The organism is Streptomyces sp. SJL17-4, from assembly GCF_036826855.1.
Taxonomy (GTDB): Bacteria; Actinomycetota; Actinomycetes; order Streptomycetales; family Streptomycetaceae; genus Streptomyces.
In genome coordinates this window covers 1,775,980-1,793,698 of record NZ_CP104578.1, presented here as the reverse complement: position 1 = coordinate 1,793,698, position 17,719 = coordinate 1,775,980, and the positions used below count along the sequence as shown (strand labels likewise).

The 17,719-nt window shown below is 72.1% G+C and carries 15 protein-coding genes and 1 pseudogene; 8 read left to right on the top strand and 8 right to left on the bottom strand.

What is annotated here, in order from left to right:
• Nucleotides 1-243 precede the first annotated feature (243 nt).
• Nucleotides 244-822, bottom strand: coding sequence for a helix-turn-helix domain-containing protein (locus tag N5875_RS07925; protein WP_338492505.1), 579 nt, complete (start codon nucleotides 820-822; stop codon nucleotides 244-246).
• A 144-nt stretch (nucleotides 823-966) separates the two neighbouring features.
• Here N5875_RS07925 and N5875_RS07920 point away from each other — a divergent pair, with 144 nt between their 5' ends.
• Together N5875_RS07920 and N5875_RS07915 are read left to right on the top strand one after the other, a co-directional pair.
• Nucleotides 967-1,515, top strand: a complete 549-nt coding sequence (locus N5875_RS07920) for a carboxymuconolactone decarboxylase family protein (protein ID WP_318212816.1) — start codon at nucleotides 967-969, stop codon at nucleotides 1,513-1,515.
• Nucleotides 1,516-1,536: 21 nt separating this feature from the next.
• Nucleotides 1,537-2,679 carry a LysR family transcriptional regulator gene (locus N5875_RS07915; RefSeq protein WP_338492502.1) on the top strand — a complete coding sequence of 381 codons (1,143 nt, stop codon included), beginning with the start codon at nucleotides 1,537-1,539 and terminating at the stop codon, nucleotides 2,677-2,679.
• Nucleotides 2,680-2,804: 125 nt separating this feature from the next.
• Here N5875_RS07915 and N5875_RS07910 read toward each other — a convergent pair whose 3' ends face one another.
• Entirely contained in the window at nucleotides 2,805-4,313 is a 1,509-nt protein-coding gene (locus N5875_RS07910; protein ID WP_338492500.1) for a right-handed parallel beta-helix repeat-containing protein, read from the bottom strand.
• 706 nt (nucleotides 4,314-5,019) lie between these two features.
• Between N5875_RS07910 and N5875_RS07905 the strand changes: the two genes are divergently transcribed.
• From N5875_RS07905 to N5875_RS07895, 3 genes are all read left to right on the top strand, one after another.
• Complete coding sequence (locus N5875_RS07905; RefSeq protein ID WP_338492498.1) at nucleotides 5,020-5,226, top strand: cold shock domain-containing protein; 207 nt, start codon at nucleotides 5,020-5,022, stop codon at nucleotides 5,224-5,226.
• Between the two features lie 125 nt (nucleotides 5,227-5,351).
• Entirely contained in the window at nucleotides 5,352-5,717 is a 366-nt protein-coding gene (locus N5875_RS07900; RefSeq protein WP_318212821.1) for a metalloregulator ArsR/SmtB family transcription factor, read from the top strand.
• A gap of 132 nt (nucleotides 5,718-5,849) precedes the next feature.
• Entirely contained in the window at nucleotides 5,850-7,133 is a 1,284-nt protein-coding gene (locus N5875_RS07895; protein WP_338492496.1) for an MFS transporter, read from the top strand.
• A gap of 223 nt (nucleotides 7,134-7,356) precedes the next feature.
• Here the strand turns inward: N5875_RS07895 and N5875_RS07890 are convergent, their stop codons facing one another.
• Together N5875_RS07890 and N5875_RS07885 are read right to left on the bottom strand one after the other, a co-directional pair.
• Nucleotides 7,357-8,637 carry a radical SAM protein gene (locus tag N5875_RS07890; protein ID WP_338499115.1) on the bottom strand — a complete coding sequence of 427 codons (1,281 nt, stop codon included), beginning with the start codon at nucleotides 8,635-8,637 and terminating at the stop codon, nucleotides 7,357-7,359.
• 206 nt (nucleotides 8,638-8,843) lie between these two features.
• Nucleotides 8,844-9,509 carry a DUF4097 family beta strand repeat-containing protein gene (locus N5875_RS07885; RefSeq protein WP_338492493.1) on the bottom strand — a complete coding sequence of 222 codons (666 nt, stop codon included), beginning with the start codon at nucleotides 9,507-9,509 and terminating at the stop codon, nucleotides 8,844-8,846.
• A gap of 246 nt (nucleotides 9,510-9,755) precedes the next feature.
• Between N5875_RS07885 and N5875_RS07880 the strand changes: the two genes are divergently transcribed.
• Nucleotides 9,756-10,490: a helix-turn-helix domain-containing protein gene (locus N5875_RS07880; protein ID WP_338492490.1), complete on the top strand. Its 735-nt coding sequence runs from the start codon at nucleotides 9,756-9,758 to the stop codon at nucleotides 10,488-10,490.
• A gap of 153 nt (nucleotides 10,491-10,643) precedes the next feature.
• Complete coding sequence (locus N5875_RS07875; RefSeq protein ID WP_318212825.1) at nucleotides 10,644-11,138, top strand: SRPBCC domain-containing protein; 495 nt, start codon at nucleotides 10,644-10,646, stop codon at nucleotides 11,136-11,138.
• A gap of 41 nt (nucleotides 11,139-11,179) precedes the next feature.
• On the opposite strand, the gene N5875_RS07870 is transcribed toward N5875_RS07875, so the two are convergent.
• The 4 genes and pseudogenes from N5875_RS07870 to N5875_RS07855 all read right to left on the bottom strand — a co-directional run bounded on the left by N5875_RS07870 (nucleotide 11,180) and on the right by N5875_RS07855 (nucleotide 16,124).
• A complete protein-coding gene (locus N5875_RS07870; protein ID WP_338492487.1) occupies nucleotides 11,180-11,599 on the bottom strand; it encodes a hypothetical protein in 420 nt (139 codons plus the stop codon).
• Nucleotides 11,600-11,745: 146 nt separating this feature from the next.
• Nucleotides 11,746-13,914, bottom strand: a complete 2,169-nt coding sequence (helR, locus tag N5875_RS07865; RefSeq protein WP_318212827.1) for an RNA polymerase recycling motor ATPase HelR — start codon at nucleotides 13,912-13,914, stop codon at nucleotides 11,746-11,748.
• Between the two features lie 329 nt (nucleotides 13,915-14,243).
• Nucleotides 14,244-14,860: pseudogene (locus N5875_RS07860) on the bottom strand (BTAD domain-containing putative transcriptional regulator); the annotation flags it as partial.
• 61 nt (nucleotides 14,861-14,921) lie between these two features.
• The gene (locus tag N5875_RS07855) at nucleotides 14,922-16,124 is read right to left on the bottom strand and encodes a serine hydrolase domain-containing protein (RefSeq protein WP_318212828.1); all 1,203 of its coding nucleotides are present in this window, start codon (nucleotides 16,122-16,124) and stop codon (nucleotides 14,922-14,924) included.
• 219 nt (nucleotides 16,125-16,343) lie between these two features.
• Here N5875_RS07855 and N5875_RS07850 point away from each other — a divergent pair, with 219 nt between their 5' ends.
• Nucleotides 16,344-17,606, top strand: coding sequence for a hypothetical protein (locus tag N5875_RS07850; protein ID WP_338492483.1), 1,263 nt, complete (start codon nucleotides 16,344-16,346; stop codon nucleotides 17,604-17,606).
• Nucleotides 17,607-17,719: the final 113 nt, after the last annotated feature.

Sequence of the window (17,719 nt, the reverse complement as noted above, 5' to 3'; positions counted from 1 at the left end):
GGACCGCGCCTGGCGCCGACCCGAACGCCGGGCCCGGCCGGGCACCCCACTCGGGCGGCGGGCCCGGCCCGGCACCCGCCCAAGTGGCGGGCTCGGCCCGGCGTCCGGACGCCGGGGCCCGGGCCCGGCACCCGACCGAGCGGCTACCCGCCCGAGCGACAGGCCCGGCCCGGCCCCCGACCGGGCCGCCGGGCCGGGCCGCCCGGCCGGGCTTCGACGCCCGGCCCCCGACCCGGCCGCCCCCTACACCTTGGCCGTCTCCCTCTCCGCCGTCCGGAGCAGTACTTCCGCCACGCCCCTGGCCCGTACCGCCGCCTCCGGTGTCCCCTCGCGGAGGGCCGTCACGATCGCTCCGTCGCCCAGCAGGGCCAGCTGGCGGGCCAGGGCCTCGTGGTCGCGGTAGCCGCCCTCGGTGAGCAGGCGGTCCAGGACCGCGATGACCTTCTCCTTGTGCTCGGCCGCCACATGGTGGGCCGGGCTGTCCGGATCGGCCGTCTCGACCATCGTGTTGATGAAGGCGCAGCCGCGGAACGAGGCCGCGGCGAAGCGTTCCGCGAGGCCGTCGAAGAGTGCCAGCGGCAGTTCCTCGGGGGAGCGCTCGCTCACCGCGATCCGGCCGTCGAGCCAGGCGCGCCACATGCCGTCCCGGCGCCGCAGGACCTCGACGACGACATCGCCCTTGCTGGGGAAGTGGCGGTAGAAGGAGGCGCGGCCCACTCCGGACTCGGACAGGATCCGCTCGATGCCGACGGCCCGGATCCCCTCTTCGTAGAACAGACGCTCCGCCGCGCTGAGGAGCCGTTCTTTCGCGTTCGTGGCCATACCAGACGGTACCACTCGGTGCCGTATCGGCGATCCCGAGGCGAAAAGGGGAGTGGCTGCCTCCCGTTGCGCCAGATGGAACCGATCGGTACCGTCTTGATGGTACCGATCAGTTCCGTCTTGGTCCGGCTCAAGGAGAGCTCCATGCCCCGCCTGCCCCAACTGACCGTAGAGACCGCCGACGAGGAGCAGCGCGAGCTGCTCGAAGGCACCCTCAAGCAGCTCGGCAAGCTGCCCAACCTGTACGCCGCCCTGGCCAACGGCCCGGCCGCCCTCCGCGGTTACCTCGCCATGCGCGAGGCCCTCGTCGGCGGCAGCTTCAGCGCCCGCCAGCGCGAGCAGCTCGCGCTCTTCATCGCGCAGCACAACGACTGCACCTACTGCGTCTCCGCGCACACCCTGCGCGGCGGCAAGGTCGGCCTGAGCGAGCAGGAGCTGCTCGACACCCGCCACGGCACCGACGCCGGCGACCCGCACATGGACCAGGTGCTCCGCTTCGCCGGCGCCGTGATGGCCACCGGCGGCCGCGTCACCGACGCGTCCCTCGCCGACGCCCGCGCCGCCGGCGTGACCGATGCCGAGATCGCGGAGATCGTCGGTCACGTCGCGCTCAACGTCCTGTCGAACTTCTTCAATCACGTAGCGCAGCCGGACTTGGACTTTCCGTTGGTCCCGGCCCAGCTCGCCGAGTAGAGTCTTCGCGGCCGAGCAGGGGTGCCGGGCGCGAAGGGGCGTCCGGCACCCCTGCGGCTTGTGCGACAACCGACTGGGGCGATCGAACGGGTGGACGACCAACCACCTGATGCGAGGAACTGCCGCCTGCGCGGCAGGGGGGAATTTCACGTGGACATCGACGCAAGAACCCTTCGGACCTTCCGCGAGGTGACCTTGACCGGGTCGTTCACCCAGGCGGCGCGACGCCTCGGGTACTCGCAGTCCAGCGTCACGGCACAGATGCGTGCCCTGGAGCGGCAGGTCGGCGAGCCCGTCTTCGAACGGCTCCCCAACGGCGTCCGGCTCACCCGCGCCGGCACCGTCCTGTGCGACTACGCCCGCCAGATCCTCACCCTCGTCGGTGAGATGGAGACCGCCCTGCGCCGGCCCGCGGCCAACCCGCCACGGCTGACCGTGGGCATCGTCCCCGCCCTCGCGTACGGACAGCAGCTCGCCCGGGTCACCCACATCGGGCGACGGCTCCTCTCCGGCGTCCAACTCGCCCTGCGCGTCATGGGAACCGCCGAGGTCCACGACGCCTTCCGGGCCGGCGCGATCGACGGTGCCCTCGTCCTCACCGTCGTCGACGCCGAGGACCCGGCCGTCCAGCTCGCCGACCAGTTGCACACCGAACGCTCCGACGAACTGACCGAAGTGCGCCTCCAGGAAGTCGAGTTCATTCCCGTCACCAGTGTCGGTCACCGACGCGGAAACCTCGGCCGCCAGGTCGTCATCGCCGACCCGGACTGTCCGTCCCAGCGCTGGCTCCCCGAGTTCCTCCGACTGCGCTGCGACAGCCCGCCCGAGATACACGAACTCGGCTCCATGGCGGGGGTCCGCGCCGCCACCCAGTCCGGCCTCGGCTGCGCCATGCTCCCCATGGCCCTCGCCGCCTCGCACCAGGAGGCCGGTGGGCTGCGCCCGCTCCCCGGCGTGCCCCGGATGCGCTGGAACGCCTCCCTCGTCCTCGGCCGCTCCGACACCCGGCCCGCCCTCGACTGGCAGAACCTGACGGAGACCCTCCGCCAGGCCACCGCCCTCTCCTGCGCGGTCCACCCCGGCGAGCCCGGCCCCGCGAGCCCGGTCGACGTGCTCGGCGACACGGCCCCGGCCCTCGACCCGGACCCGAGCATCGCCTCGTAACGCCCCACCTCACAGACCGGTGCCACGGCGCACCGTCGTCTCCCCCCGGCCCCACCCCCGACCGGGTCCGAACGGGAGCGACGGCGCGCCGTGGCACCTTCTTCTTCCCGGCAGGCGCGAGCGGGCTACAACCCGGGGCCGTTGTAGGCGCCGCGGTGCGGCTTGGTCGTCGCGGACACCGGGTTCCCCCAGTAGTCGCGGCCCCCGCTGCCACTGATCACCGAGCCGTTGCTCAGCGCCGGCGACGTGGCGCGCAGCTTGTACCCGTCGGCGGAGTCGAGCGAGTCGCCGCCCGCGCCCGGGTTCACGAAGTGCGGGTCACCCACGATGCCGTTGGCGGTCGGCCTCGGCACGCCCTGGAAGACGTTCCAGAGCCAGGAGATCCCCGCGCCGGTCGGCAGCCGGGAGTCGGTGGTGCCCACCCAGATGTTGTTCTCGACGACGCTCTCGTCGGGGAGGGTGATGCTGAACTTCTTGTCCGTGCAGTAGAGGACGTTGTTGTACATGCGCAGCGCCGACCGGCCCGCGCTGACGCTGCTCATCCGGCAGTCGTTCTCGGAGATGTTGTAGCGGATGACCTGCTGGGCCCCGCCGATGGTGCCGCACCCGTCGCAGTCGAGGAAGAAGCCGCCGATGTTGTCGCGGCTGAAGTTGTACTGGATCAGGCAGGTGCCGGTGTTGCCCCAGTCGCAGTCGAAGGCCTGGCTGTCGGCCACGGACATCCGGGTGATGCCGTACACGACGTTCTTCTGGATGGTCGGGTTGTGGTCGCCCAGCACCCAGATGCCGGCGAAGTTGCCGCCGGAGAAGGGATAGACGCCGTTGCCGACGCCGGAGGCGTTGTTGTACTGGATCATGGGCGCGTCGGCGTAGCTGGCGATGATGCCGTCGCCCCCGACGTCCTTGATGACGTTGTGCTCGATCAGGACCCCGGAGCCCTTGACCGCCATGGCGCCGACCCGGATCTTGAGGCCGCCTCCGCCGGTGTTGCTGATCTGGTTGTGGTGGACGTGGACGTCGTGGAGGGTCGAGTTGGTGCCGCTCGCCCCCGTGACGATGCCGGCGGACTGGACGAAGTCCTCGGTGGTCGGGCTGTTCTTGCTCGTCTGGCCCGCGACCCGGTCGACGACCAGATTGCCGATGTCGAAACCGCGGTGCGCCTTGCCGTCGGTCGCGGAGATCCGGAGTCCCGTGCGACGGGCGAGGGAGGCGGCGGGGTTGGTCACCTTGAGGTCGCTGATCCGCCAGTGGTCCTGATCGGTCAGGGAGACGGCGTCCGGGGCGCCGCCGCCGTCGATGACGGGAAGCGCGCCGGTGCCGTAACGCGTCAGCGTGATGGGGGCGGTCGAGGTGCCGCTGCCCTTGGGGGCGAGGGACCCGGTGCAGGTGGTGCCGGACGCGAAGGCGAGGGTGTCCCCGGCCGCGTACGTCCTCCCGTTGGCCTGGGCGATGCTGTTCAACGGCGAGGCCTGGCTGCCGTCGCCGGCGCCGGGACGCGAACAGTCCACGTACGTGGTGCTCCCGGCGGCCGAGGCGGGCGCGGTGGGGAGGGTGACGCTGCAGGCGAGGGCGAGCGCGACGGCGATGAGCCCACCGACCGCGGCACGACGCCCCGGAAATGCCTCCATGGTCATGACGCGACACCTTTCTCGAGGTCTGGTGTCGCCAGAAGCTAGGTGGGGCCGATGAGCGAGTCAATGCAGAAGTGTCGAATGATCGAATATCGATCAGGATCCGGTTGTTTGGTCGACTCGACGTCAGCCGCATCGTCCAGGCGGAAGGCCTGCGGGGTCTGACGGAAGACAGGAAGAGGCCCGATGTCGGACACGGGGGATCTCCGGCATCGGGCCTCTGTTGAATATTCTACGAGATGTGGGGGAGTGGTCTGCACCACCAGCCCCCATGCGTTCCTTCCCGGGCGTCAGGAACGCGTACGGACCCGGCCTCCCGGCGTCAGGACCGCGGGAAGGCGGCACCGCGACGCCCCGACACGGCCTCACGCTGAGCGGACCCGCGAAGACCGCCACGCAAAGGATCAGCGAAGATGGCCGTTCTCACCCCCCCCCGCCACCAGGGCGGAAGCGCGCCCGCCGCGTCCGCCGTCGAGGAGCCCCCGGGCTGGTCGCCCGCGCGACGCGCCGCGACACGGACGCGGTGGTCTGCCCGACTGCGGTTCCGGCTCTGAGTCCCGCCCCGGCCGTCCCCGCCCGCCCGTCACCACGGGCGAACGGCGGGCGTACGGGGTAAGAAGTCGTCAGAGACGCGGATGCGGCCGAGCGGGGCACCCTCGCTCCCTCGGCCTCCCTCGGCCGCGTCGCCGGTGACGACGAGGAGGCCGCCGTGGCAGGCAGAAGCAAAGGGTTCGTGCATTCCTTCAACCGCGCCGGCGGGTACGGATTCGTCGTCCCCGTGGGCTCCGAGGAGCAGGTCTGGTTCAGCGCCGAGGACATCGAGGGCGAGGGCCGCACACTCTCCGAGGGCCAGCAGGTCTCCTTCGTCCTGGTCCTCGGCGACGGCCGCTTCGAGGCCAAGGAGCTGCGCATCTGACACGGCACCGGCACCGGCATCGGCACCGGCACCGGCGGGGCCCTCAGCCGGCCGAGGGGCGTCCGCCCGGCTGAGGGCCGCCCGCCCGGCCGAGGGGCGTCCGCCCCGCTGCCTACGATGGGCCCATGTCCGATCGCGTAGATCCCGTGGCCGCGGCCGCGTCCCGGCCGCACGAGCGGACGCCGGGAGCGCTCGAACTCTCGGCGGCGGCGGAGGTGTTCGGCCTGCTCTCCGACCCCACCCGGCTGCACCTGGTCTGGCTGCTCACCCGGGGCGAGGCCGATGTGACCGCTCTGACGGAGGCATGCGGCGCCGCCCGTCCCGCCGTGAGCCAGCACCTGGCCAAGCTCCGCCTCGCCGGGCTCGTCCAGTCCCGCAAGGACGGACGCCGGGTCGTGTACGCCATGCCGGACGGGCATCTGAAGCGCCTCGTGGTCGAGGCGATCAGCCGCGCCGACCACCAGGTGAGCGGCGAACCCTGGCACGACTGAGGGCTCGGCCTTCACCAAGACCCCAAGGTCCCAAGACCCCAAGGTCCCTGACGTCAACATGTGCGCAAGCATGCACACGTCGGCTACGTTGGTGACGTCCGCAGTCCGCCGTGGCCGACCGGGGGCGTCCTCATGCTGTCCGTGCTGCGCAACCCCACCTACCGCCGTCTGTTCGGCGCGCAGGTCGTCGCCCTCACCGGCACCGGCCTGGCGACTGTGGCCCTGAGCCTCCTCGCGTACGACCTGGCCGGCGCGGACGCCGCCGCCGTCCTCGGCACCGCCCTCGCGATCAAGATGGCCGCGTACGTCGTCCTCGGCCCGCTCGTCGGCGCCCTCGCCGACCGCGTACCCCGGCGGGCGCTGCTCGTCTCCATGGACCTGGCGCGCGCGGCGGTCGTGCTCGCCCTGCCGTTCGTCAGCCGGATCTGGCAGGTGTACGTCCTGATCCTGCTGCTCCAGGCCGCCTCGGCCGCCTTCACGCCGGCCTTCCAGGCGACGATCCCGCAGGTGCTGCCCGACGAACGCGACTACACCCGGGCCCTCTCGCTCGCCCGGCTCGCCTATGACCTGGAGAGCCTGGCGAGCCCGGTGCTCGCCGCCGCGCTGCTGACGGTCCTCCCGTACGCCTGGCTCTTCGCCGGCACCGCCGCGGGGTTCGTCGCCTCGGCCTTCCTGGTCCGCACGACGGCGCTGCCCGACCCGGATCCGGAGCCGACGCCCACGGGTGGCGCGGTCCGCTGCCCCCGTACGTACGCCAGGGCGGTCTCCGGGATCCGGCTCGTCCTCGCCGCCCCGCGGCTGCGGGCCCTCCTCGCCCTCGACCTGGCCGTCGCGGCCGCCGGGGCCGTCGTCCTCGTCGACACCGTGATCCTCGTCCGCGACATCCTCGGCCGCCCCGCCGGGGACGTACCCCTCGCCCTCGGCGCGTACGGCGCGGGCTCGATGGCGGTGGCCCTGCTGCTGCCGCGCGTCCTGGAACGCGGCGGCGACCGCGCGGTCATGGTGCGGGCCGCCTTCGTCCTCCCGGGGGCTCCGGGGCTCCTCGCCCTCGGCCTCACGGTCACGCCCGGGGCCTGGTCCTGGCCCGCCCTGCTCACGGTCTGGCTGCTCACCGGCGCCGCGGGCTCGGCGGTGCTCACCCCCGGCGGCAGGGTGGTGCGCCGCTCCGTCCGCAGCGGCGACCTGCCCGCCGCCTTCGCGGCCCGGTTCTCCCTCTCGCACGCCTGCTGGCTGCTCGCCTACCCGCTCGCCGGCGTGCTCGCCGCGACGACCGGCCCCGCCGCCTCGGCGGCCGTACTCGCCGCCGTGGCGCTGGCGGGGGCCGTGGTCGCGGCGAGACTGTGGCCGCGCGTCCCCGCCTCCCCTCAGCGCGGCAGCCGCATCTCCAGTCCGTCCAGGACCACGTCGAGTCCGTAGAAGAACTTCTCGTCCCGGATCGCGACCGGGTCGATCGGCGCCTGCACCGCGGCATCCGCGTACGCCTCGGTCAGATGGTCGTGCCCGGCCGTCGCCCTCGGCCTCCTCGGCCTCGGTGCCGGCCTCGCGATGCCGGCCGCCGTCGGCGCAGTCGGACCCCGCCTTCGCGAAAGAGCCGGTACCCCTCCAGGGGCACCGGCTCTTTCGCGTCACTCGACGTCCGTCACTCGCCCGGCGCCGCGGGCAGCGCGTCCATGAACGAGCTCACCGAGAACACCGCGCGGCCGGGGCCGGCCGGCCCGTACCCGGGCGGCGCCGTCAGACCGTACTCCTCCAGCGTCGCCGTGTACGCCTCGAGCAGCCGCAGGTGGTACTCGAGCGGCGCCCCGTCCGGGTTCTCGCGGCCCAGCGGGGTCGTCGGCTCCGGGCACCAGGTGGTGAACCGGGGCGTGATCCCGCGCGACATGAAGAACCGCAGGCCCTCACGGGTGGAGGCGATCGCCTCGTCCACGGTCAGGAAGCCGGAGGGGCGGGCCATCTCGACGCCCGCGACGAAGTTCGGGATGACGTTGCGCGGCCCGAAGATCTCGGCGGAGTCCAGGATCCTGCGGTGCCACTCGTCCCGGCCGATGTAGCGCTCCTTGCCGGGGCAGTACAGCTCGAACAACCGGCGGTCCCACACCTCGTAGTTCGGGTGGTAGATCCGGATGCCGTAGTCGTGGAACCGCTGCACGTCCTCCTTCGGCAGCGCCTGCGCGACGACCTTGCCGATCCAGCGGCCGGGGAACCGCTCCTCGATCGCCCGTGCGTACTGCCCGTAGAAGTCGGCCTCGTCCTTCGCGCCGACCTGGGACGTGACCGCCCCGCCCGTGAGGGTGTACGCGGTGGAGGTACGGGCCGTGTCGTGGCGGTCGATGATCTCCAGCGCCTCCAGGACCTCGTCGACCGGCTTCACCCCGGTGTACGGGCGGCCCGCCGCCTTGTGCTGGCGCCAGTTGTGGTTGATGTCGCAGTACTGGCACTCCTCCTTCGCGCCGAAGTACTGGCAGACCCGAAAGACCGTCAGATAGATCAGGTAACCCCACTGGATGGTCGGCGCGACCTCCATCACGGACTTGCCGTTCGCCAGCGGGTGCCGGTAGTACTCCGGCATCGGCGGCAGACCGACGTCCGCGATCTTCACGCCGTCGAGGAACAGCGCGAGCGCCCCGTCGCCGTCCGGCGCCACCCGGTAGGGCGACGACGGGTTGACCCGTACCGACACCACCGTGCGGCGGAGCCCGTACGGCCCGCCCGTGAGCACGATCTCCTCCGGCGGGCGGTTGAGGGCCGCCTCCCCGAGCTCCGGCAGCGTGCGGTGGTCGAAGGAGAAGATGAAGTACGACTTCGGCTTCACCTCGCCCCCCTCGTTCCCGGACAGCGCGGACGGGTCGAAGGCGAGTCCGCCGCGCAGCAGGTCCTCCTTGAACACGGCCTCCGGAGGGACTCCGGGGAAGCGGTCCATGAGGGATTCGACGACGGCGGTACGGGTCGGGGCGGCGCTGGACACAGGCGGATCTCCAGGTGAGAGACGACGGAGCCGACGCACCTCACGCTACGCGCGCGTGCGTCGGCCACGTCGACCGGGACCCGCCCTGCGGCCGGGGAAACGCCGACAGGGCGGCGTACTCCGACTTTCGGTCGGAGGACGCCGCCCTCGGGCGGTCCGCATCAGAGGCTGCGGGCGGTGATGTCGCCGTAGGAGGTGGTGGCGTGGAGGGTCAGGGCGGCGGTGCCGTTGTTGGCGAGGGAGTTGTGGACGCGGCCGTAGCCGGTGCCGGCGTCGAGGGCGGCGGAGACGCCGCGGGCGGCGCCGACCGTGATGTCGCCCGCCGCGGTGCGCAGGACGACGGTGCCGCCCATGGCCTCGGCGATGCGGAGGTCGCCCTTCTGGGTGCTGATCTCGGCGGAACCACCCAGTCGGCCGACCGTGATGTCACCGGCCTGCAGGGTGAGGCGGGCGCTCGCGGCCTCGTCGAGCTTGACCGGACCCAGCGCGCCCTCGAAGACGACGTCACCGAGCCGCCCGACGCCGCGGAGTTCGGCGGCGGCGGTCTTCGCCTCGACGCGGGAGCCGGCCGGGAGCTGGACGGTCACCTCGACCGATCCGGAGTCGCCGAGGATCTTGTTCTTCGGGGGAGCGGCGGTGATCCGCAGGACGCCGTCGGTGAACTCGACCGTGACCTGCCCGGCCGCCTTCACGTCGGCGCTCTTGGCGGCGTTCACGGGACGGATGTCGACGGTGGCGTCGTTCCGGTCGGCGGCGATGAGCTGGATGCGGCCGGCCGGGATGTCGAGGACGGTGGCGATGGCGGCGGCGGTGGCGAACTTCTGCATGGTGCTTCTCCTTCGTCTTCGCGGGCGCCCTGTCGTCGGCCCGCTGTTTCCGATGAGAGAAAAGCTACGTTGCGTTCACGGGTCTGGCAATATCCTCGTTGCGTAAAAGTCCCATCGTTGCAGGTCAACTGCAGAAATTCATTGCAATGGAGATGAGCTTAACGCAACACGCCCACCTCTGGGCGTTGCAATGGAGTGAGGGTGAACGCTATAGTAGGGGTCCCCAAGGACCACGAAGGAGACCCGATGCCGGGAGGCAGGCTCACCCAGCAGGAACGTCAGCAGATCGCGCTGGGATTGGCGGACGGCCTCGCCTATGCCGAGATCGCCAGGCGTCTCGACCGTCCGACGTCGACGATCACGCGTGAGGTCATGCGGAACGGCGGCCCCACCGCCTACCGTTCCGACCTCGCGCACCGGGCCACCGAGCACCGGGCCCGCCGCAGGCAGGCCACGGCCCGGGACCCGAAGGCGGCCGTGCGGGCCGACGGGCGCGACGCCGAAGCGATGCGCGAGTTCGAGGAGGTCTTCACGACCGTCCTCATACAGTCGGGGACGCCCAAGATGATGGCCCGGGTGATGGCCTGTCTCTGCCTCACCGACTCGGGCAGCCTCACCGCCTCCGAGCTCGTCCAGCATCTCCAGGTCAGCCCGGCGTCCATCTCCAAGGCGATCGCGTTCCTCGACAGCCAGGGGCTCGTCCGTCGCGAGCGCGACGAGCGCCGTCGTGAGCGCTATGTCGTCGACGACGACATCTGGTACCAGTCGATGATGGCCAGCGCCCGTGCCGCCCTCCAGATCGTCGAGACCGCACGTCAGGGCGTGGGCGTCCTCGGCTCCGGCACGCCGGCCGGCGCCCGCCTCGAAAACATCGCCCGCTTCCTGGAGTTCGTGTCCGAGAGCACCGCCCGAGCGGCGGAGCAGGCCCGCGCGATCCTCTCCACGAGGCCCGCGTCGACGCCCCCGGACGGTACTGCCTGAGCCGAGGTCCGCCGCGTCCCCCAGCGCCTCGAGGTGCTGCGGGACGCCGGTCTGGTTACGCTGCGCAAGGAGGGGACGAAGCGGTTCCACCGGGCGGACCGGGAAGCGTCCGGCCCGGCTCGCCGAAGAGGCCGAACGAAGCGAGAAGCCCTCATGACGATCCCCCCGACCCCCATGGACACCGTCACCCTGGAGCGGCGCATCGCCGCCCGCCCCGAGACCGTCTTCGGCTTCTTCACCGACCGGGAGAAGTGGCTCTCGTGGATGGGCGCCGACGGCACGTTCTTCTTCGAGCCGGGCGGCTCGTACCGCACCCGGATCACCGGGGAGGACATCGCCTCCGGCCGCTTCATCACCGTCGACCCGCACCGGCGGATCGTCTTCAGCTGGGGCTGGGAGTCGGGCCCCCTGCCCGTCCCGCCGGGCACCAGCACGGTCGAGATCACCCTCGAACCCACCCCCGACGGCACCCTTCTCCACCTGATCCACAGCGGCCTGCCCTCCACGGAGGCCTGTGAGGCCCACGCGGAGGGCTGGCAGCACTACGTGGACCGGCTCGCGACCCGCGCCGAGGGCGGCGACCCGGGCCCGGATGCCTGGCTGCGGGACAAGCCGGAGAGCGAGCGCCGGAACCCCTCGGAGGGCTGAGCCCGAGTCGCTCCCCCCGTGCCCTTTCCGGCGAGTGCCGGTCAGGCGCCCACCGGGACCGGCGTGCGGCCCGGGGCCGAGGTGCCGAGCTCGCGGGCCAGCCCCAGGCCGAGCCGCAGATACGCGGCGAGGTCCGCGCGCGGGGCCTTGCGGACGAGCTGGCGGATCGCCTGCATGGCCTCCCAGGCGGAGGTGTGCGCCAGGGACCCGCCCCAGGTCTCACCGAGACCGTCCGAGAGGTACGCGCTGAACCCGAGCTGGAGGGCTCCCTCCCTGCGCCGCTCCTCCTCGTGCGCGTCCAGAGCCCGTACGAAGAATCGTTCCGCCTCTACGGGGGGAAGCGCGGAACGGATGATGCGCAGGTACGGCGCGACAAGCGACGCGACCTCGGGGCACTCCCCACCGGGCACGACCTGGTCATGGAGAACGGGAGCGGCGGCGTCTGCGCGTGTCTGAGTCATGCACCTATCGATACGTCATCTCATCGCAGGAGCGGCCATGGCGCGCCCACGCGCGACACCGGTTCGCCCCACGGAGGCAGGCCGGGACCTGCCCGGCACCTGAACAGGTGCCGGGCCGGGCCCTCCGGACGCGGTCCCGCTCGCCGTCAGGCGCTCGTCAGGACGACGAGCTGCCTGGTCGCGCGGGTCATCGCCACATAGCGGTCGACCGCGCCCTCGATGCCCACGCCGTACGCCTCCGGGTCGACGAGGACGACCAGATCGAACTCGAGGCCCTTCGACAGGCTCGGCGTGAGCGACTGCACGCGGGGCCTCGGCCGGAACCGGGGATCGCCGATGACGCACGCGGTCCCGTCGGCGTGGGCGTCGAGCCACTCGTCCAGGATCGCGTCCAGTTCGGTCACCGAGCCGCGCACGACGGGGATGCCGCTGCTGCGGACCGACGTCGGCACGTTCGCGTCCGGCAGCGCGGCCCGGATCGCCGGCTCGGCCTCCGCCATGACCTCCTCCGGAGTCCGGTAGTTGATGCTCAGCGACGCCACGGTGATCCGGTCGAGACCGACCCGCTCAAGCCGCTCCTGCCACGACTCCGTGAAGCCCTGCCTCGCCTGGGCACGGTCACCGACGATGGTGAAGCTGCGGGACGGGCAGCGGAGCAGCAGCATCTGCCACTCGGCATCCGTCAGTTCCTGCGCCTCGTCCACCACGATGTGCGCGAACGGGCCGGCCAGCAGATCGGGCTCGACCCCGGGCAGCGCTGCCTCGTCGACCAGGCTGTCCTTGAGGTCCTGCCCGCGCAGCATCGTCACCGCGCCCTCGCCGTCGACGTCGGCGGCGAGGACGTCGGCGATGACATCGGCCATGCGCGCGCGTTCGGCGGCGACGGTGGCCTGCCGACGGCGCGTGCGCCGTGCCGCCTCCGGGTCACCGAGCCGCTGCCGCGCCGCGTCCAGGAGCGGCAGGTCGGACACCGTCCAGGCCTGCGCGTCCGCACGCTGGAGCGTCCGGACCTCCTCGCGGTCGAGCCACGGGGCGCACTTCCGCAGGTACGCGGGGACCGACCACAGGTCGCCGACCAGATCGGTCGCCTCAAGCAGCGGCCACGCGCCGTGCAGGGCCCCGGCCACCTCCTCGTCCTGCCGCAGGGCCCGGCGGAACTCGTCCTCCGGGACCTCGTCGCCGAGCTTGCCCAGGAGGATCGAGCCCAGCTCCTCCCAGATCTGCTCGCGCGCCTCGTTGTGCGGCGTCCCCGCCTCCGCCGCCTCGAACGCCTCGGCCCAGTCGCCCGCGGTCAGCCGGACGTCGGCCCAGTCGGTCGAGACCGTCATCCCGTGGGTGGGCGGCTCCTCGTAGAACCGGACGGCCGCCTCGATCGCCCGCACCATGCCGGCGGACGACTTCAGCCGCGCCACCTCGGGGTCGCGCTCGATCGCCGCCTTGGCGCCCTCGGCGACGAGATCCCGCACGGTGCAGGTCTGCACGCCCTCCTCGCCGAGGCTGGGAAGCACGTCGGCGACGTACGCCAGGTACGGCTGATGCGGGCCGACGAACAGGACGCCGCCCCGACGGTGCCCGAGGCGCGGGTCCGCGTACAGCAGGTGCGCGGAGCGGTGCAGCGCCACGACGGTCTTACCCGTACCCGGTCCGCCGTCGACGACGAGGGTGCCGCGGGAGCCCGCCCGGATGATGGCGTCCTGGTCGGCCTGGATGGTGGCGAGCACGTCGCGCATCCGGGGCGAACGGCTGCCGCCCAGGCTGGCGATGAAGGCGGACTGGTCGTCGAGCGCCGCGTGCTCCTCCAGGCCGTCGGCGGTGAACACCTCGTCCCAGTAGTCACTGATCCGGCCGCCGCTCCAGCGGTACCTGCGGCGGCTCGCCAGACCCATCGGGTTGGCGTGGGTCGCCGCGAAGAACGGCTCGGCCGCGGGCGAGCGCCAGTCGACGAGGAGACGACGGCCGGTGCTGTCGGTGAGGCCGAGGCGGCCGATGTACACGGGCTCGGCGTCGTCCGCTCCCACGATGTGCCCGAGGCACAGGTCCAGGCCGAAGCGGCGCAGGGTGCGCAGGCGCCCGGTCAGCCGGTGGATCTCCGCGTCCCGGTCCATCGCCTCCCGGCCGGCACCGCCCGGGGCCTTGCGCGTGGCGTCGAGCCGGTCGGACAACTCGGCGATCGTCTCTTCGAGGCTCTGCGCGATGGCCGCGAAGTGCCGCTCGTCACCGGCGATCAGCGCCGGGTCGGCCTTGGGGGAGAGGCGGTCGGGAAGGTCGAAGGCACTGGTGCCGCGCGACTGGTCCACCGACGAAAGCACACGCACTGGGTAAGTCTCATTTCTGCAGGTCCGGGGCTGAGGAGTGAGATTCTGCGGCACGGCGAGGGCCTTGCCGCAAGCCCCCCTGTGCGGTATAAGTTGTAAGTGGCAAGAGGTGAGGACACCTTCTTGCCCTTCTTTTTTGGGCGTCCACACCGCCGGTTTCAGGCGCTGCCACCGCGACCCCCTCCCTGAAACCGCCCTGAAGCCACGCTGAAGCCGGCCCCGGCCGAGCTCTGCGCCACGACCTTCCCGCAGGGCAGCGACGGCAGCCGGATGGGCGAGGCCCTCGTCGGCGTCGTCGAGGGACACCACCGTCCTCGGGCCCGGCGGTGTTCGTCGCGCAGCCGGCGCCGATAGCGGTCGTACGTGGTGAGGGCGGCGGCCGTACCGGTGGTGGCGGCCTCGCACCGGACGAGTTCGAGCAGCAGCTCCTCGTCCCTCGGTAACTCCCGCGCCGGCGTGCCGAGCCGGGCCACGGCCTCCTCGTGGCGCCCGGTACGTGCGAGCCCGAGTGCCCGGACCCCCTCCAACGCCCGGTGGGAACGGGCCCGTTCGCACCGCAGCGCCGCGACCGGATCGCCGAGCGACGCCGCCCCCACATGCGGTCTCGCCTCAACCCCCACAACCGTCCCCGCGTCCGCCCCCGTAGGACCGCCCGGCCACAACGCGAGTCCGGCCTCGGCCTCGGCGAGTGCGCCGGCGTGACCCCGGCCCGTGCCTGCTCGGCGGCGGCCCCCAGCCTGGCGCGGGTCCGCGAGACGAGGATCTGCACGGCCTTCACCGGATTCGCCGGCCGCTCGTCCGGCCAGAGCCCTTCGACGATCCGGCCGGTACTGCACCCGCTCCGCAACTCCCCGGCCGGCAGGGCCGGAAGCCCTCGCAGCCGGGGCGCGGTGACCTCCTCCCCGCGGTACGAAACCGTCGACAGAAGGGTCAGCTGCATGCTCAGTCGTGCAGGCTGGCGAAGCGGCGCCGACGCAGGCGTCCTACCCGTCCCTCACACCGGGCCCCTAACGCGGGCCGATCCCACCGGCGTAGACGTTGTTCGGGGTGATGACCTCCGTGATCGCCCGGGCGAGCAGGGTGGACGGCTCCTGGCCGCCGACCTGGGAGTCGGTGGTGAGCATGAGGACCATGGTGGCCTTCTGCGCGGGCAGGTAGACCGTCACGGTCTCGTAGCCGGGGATGGAGCCGTTGTGCCCGATCCAGCCGTTGGCGTCGAGGATCCCGAGGCCGTAGCTGGTGCCGGGGAAGCCGGTCGGCAGCGTCTTGAGGCGTTGCGCCTGAGACTCCGGGCTCAGCAGCTCGCCGGTGGCGAGGATCTTGGCCCAGCGGCGGAGGTCGTGCAGGTCCGAGATCATCGCGCCGGCCGCCCAGGCCCAGCTGGGGTTCCAGTCGGTGGCGTCCGCGATCGTGCCGTTCAGCGTCTGGTCCGTGTAGCCGCGGGCGTGCGGCTCGGGGAACTCGGGACCCTCGGGGAAGAGCGTGTGGCGCAGATGGGCCGGGCGGAGCACCCGCCGCTCGATGAAGTCGCCGAGCCGCTGACCGGTCACCTTCTCGATAACGAGGCCGAGGAGGACGAGGTTGCTGTTGGAGTACTGGAACTGCGCGCCGGGCTTGAAGGTGTTCTTGTGCTTGAAGCCGTACGCGAGTGCTTCCTGCGGCGTGAACGGGCGCTGCGGGTCGCTCAGCAGGTCGTGGACGAAGTCCGCGTCGGCGGTGTACGGGAAGAGACCGCTGCGCATCTCGGCGAGGTGGCGCAAGGTGATCCGGGGGCCGTTCGGGACACCGCGGACGTACCTGGAGATCGGGTCGTCGAGGCCGATCCGGCCCTCGTCGACCAGCTTGAGCAGCGCGGTGACCGTGAAGGTCTTCGTCTCGCTGCCGATCCGGACGAACGAATCGGTGAACATCGGCTCGCGGGTGACCTTGTCGGCGACCCCGGTGGCGCGGACGTAGCTCCCCTTGCCGGGCAGCCAGAGCCCGACGACGACGCCGGGGATCTTGGCCTGCTCGCGGACGTCCGCGATCGTCTTGTCGAGCCGGGCGGTCAGCTCCGGCCCGAGTCCGCCCGGCGGACAGTCGTCCTCACCGTGCCGGTCGACGACGGCGGCGGCGTGGACGGGAGCGGCGGGAGTCGCCGCCATCGGCGCGAGCACGGAGGCCACGAGGACCGTCGCGGCGAACAATCGGCGATAGGGGATGCGTCGCATCTCGACAGACCTCTTCCGGCGTCACGGTCAGGGACGGCCACATCACACCGCCACCCCGCACGACAGCTCCCCGCCCCGCCCCGCCACCCGGCAAGTCCACTCGTTCGGCGCCGGCGGGGTCACCGGGGTGGCCCTGGGCCCGGCGCCCCCGTCCCCACCCACCGATATCTCCCGGGAATCCGCCCCGGGGACGGGCTCGGGCCTGGCACGCTTGCCGACGTGAGCTACGTCGTAACAGTGGAAACGTGCCTGCCCGACAATGCCGAGGAGCTGGACGCCCTGCAACAGGTCGGCGCGTCCGCACTCCTGGAGCACGGCTTCGACGCGGTGGAGGGGATCGAGGGGCCCGGCGGGGTCGAGGTCGACGTCCTGGAGACCATCGTCGCCGTCCACCCGCGAGGGTCGATCGTCAAGGTGTTCGTCCACGCCCCCTCGCTGGAGACCGCGGAGGACGCCGTCGGCTCCGTCGCCGCGGAGGTCCTCGAACGCTCCGAGCTCCTCGCCGACTGGGTGGTCGAGAGCAGCGAGGTCAAACTCCACATCGATCTGACCCGGGAGAGCCTTGCGGCCGCCGACGGGCCGGACGCGCCGCCCAGCGACCTCAGGGCCCGCCGCGCCCACCACACGGCGGGAGCCGACCCCGCGGACGCCACGCGACTCACCGACATCACCGACATCACCGGCATCACCGACGTCACCAACCTCACCGAGCTGACCGACATCACCGACCGTACGGACCTCGACGACCTCACCGACCTCACCGCCCTCGCCGACCTCGCCGACGCTGCCGGGGGAGCGGACGGGAGCGAGGACGACGACCAGGACCGGGCCGACCTGGACGCCCAGATCCGCGCCCTGGCCCCGCGCCTGGTCTCCTTCGGGCCCCTCTTCGCCTCCGAGGCCGCCGAACTGGCCGCCGGAGCCTTGGTCTATGCCTCCGAGGTCCTCATCGACGAGCTGTACGACGACGTCCGGACCCTCGCCGACGAGGAGACCAACGTCGCGGAGTGCCGGGCCGAACTGTGGCACCTCACCGAGCTTCCGCCGCGCTACGGCCTGGCGTACGACGAACTCTTCGCGCGCCGCTTCCTCGTGACCGCCATAGCCCTGACCACCCGGTTCACCGACGGGAGCTTCCGTCAGCTCGGCTGCCTCGCGGAGGAGCTCGTACTGAAGCTCCTCCTGCAGCAGGCGCACTCCACCCTCGACCTGTACGGGCTCCTCAGCGACGAGGTCGCGGAATCCCTGGAACGCTTCGCCGACGAGGTGTACGAGGACATGGACTTCGAGTGGCTCTACGACGACGCGCGGGACGGCGTCGACGAGGATCCCGCCCCGGCCGGCCCGGACGGCACCCCACTGGCCGGCCCGGAGGTCACCCCACTGGCGATCGGCACGTGGTTCACCCCGTTCGACGACGAGCGCTACGTCCACCCGTACGCCGTCGACGAGGAGGCGGGCCGGCAGAGCACGCACGACTGACACGCCCTCGGCGGGACAGCGCCCGCCCGCTCACTCGATGGTGTGAACCGCGGGTGCGGACCTCCGCGGCGCGCAGGCGTGCGCTCCGGCGGTCGAGGCGGAGAACGGGCCCT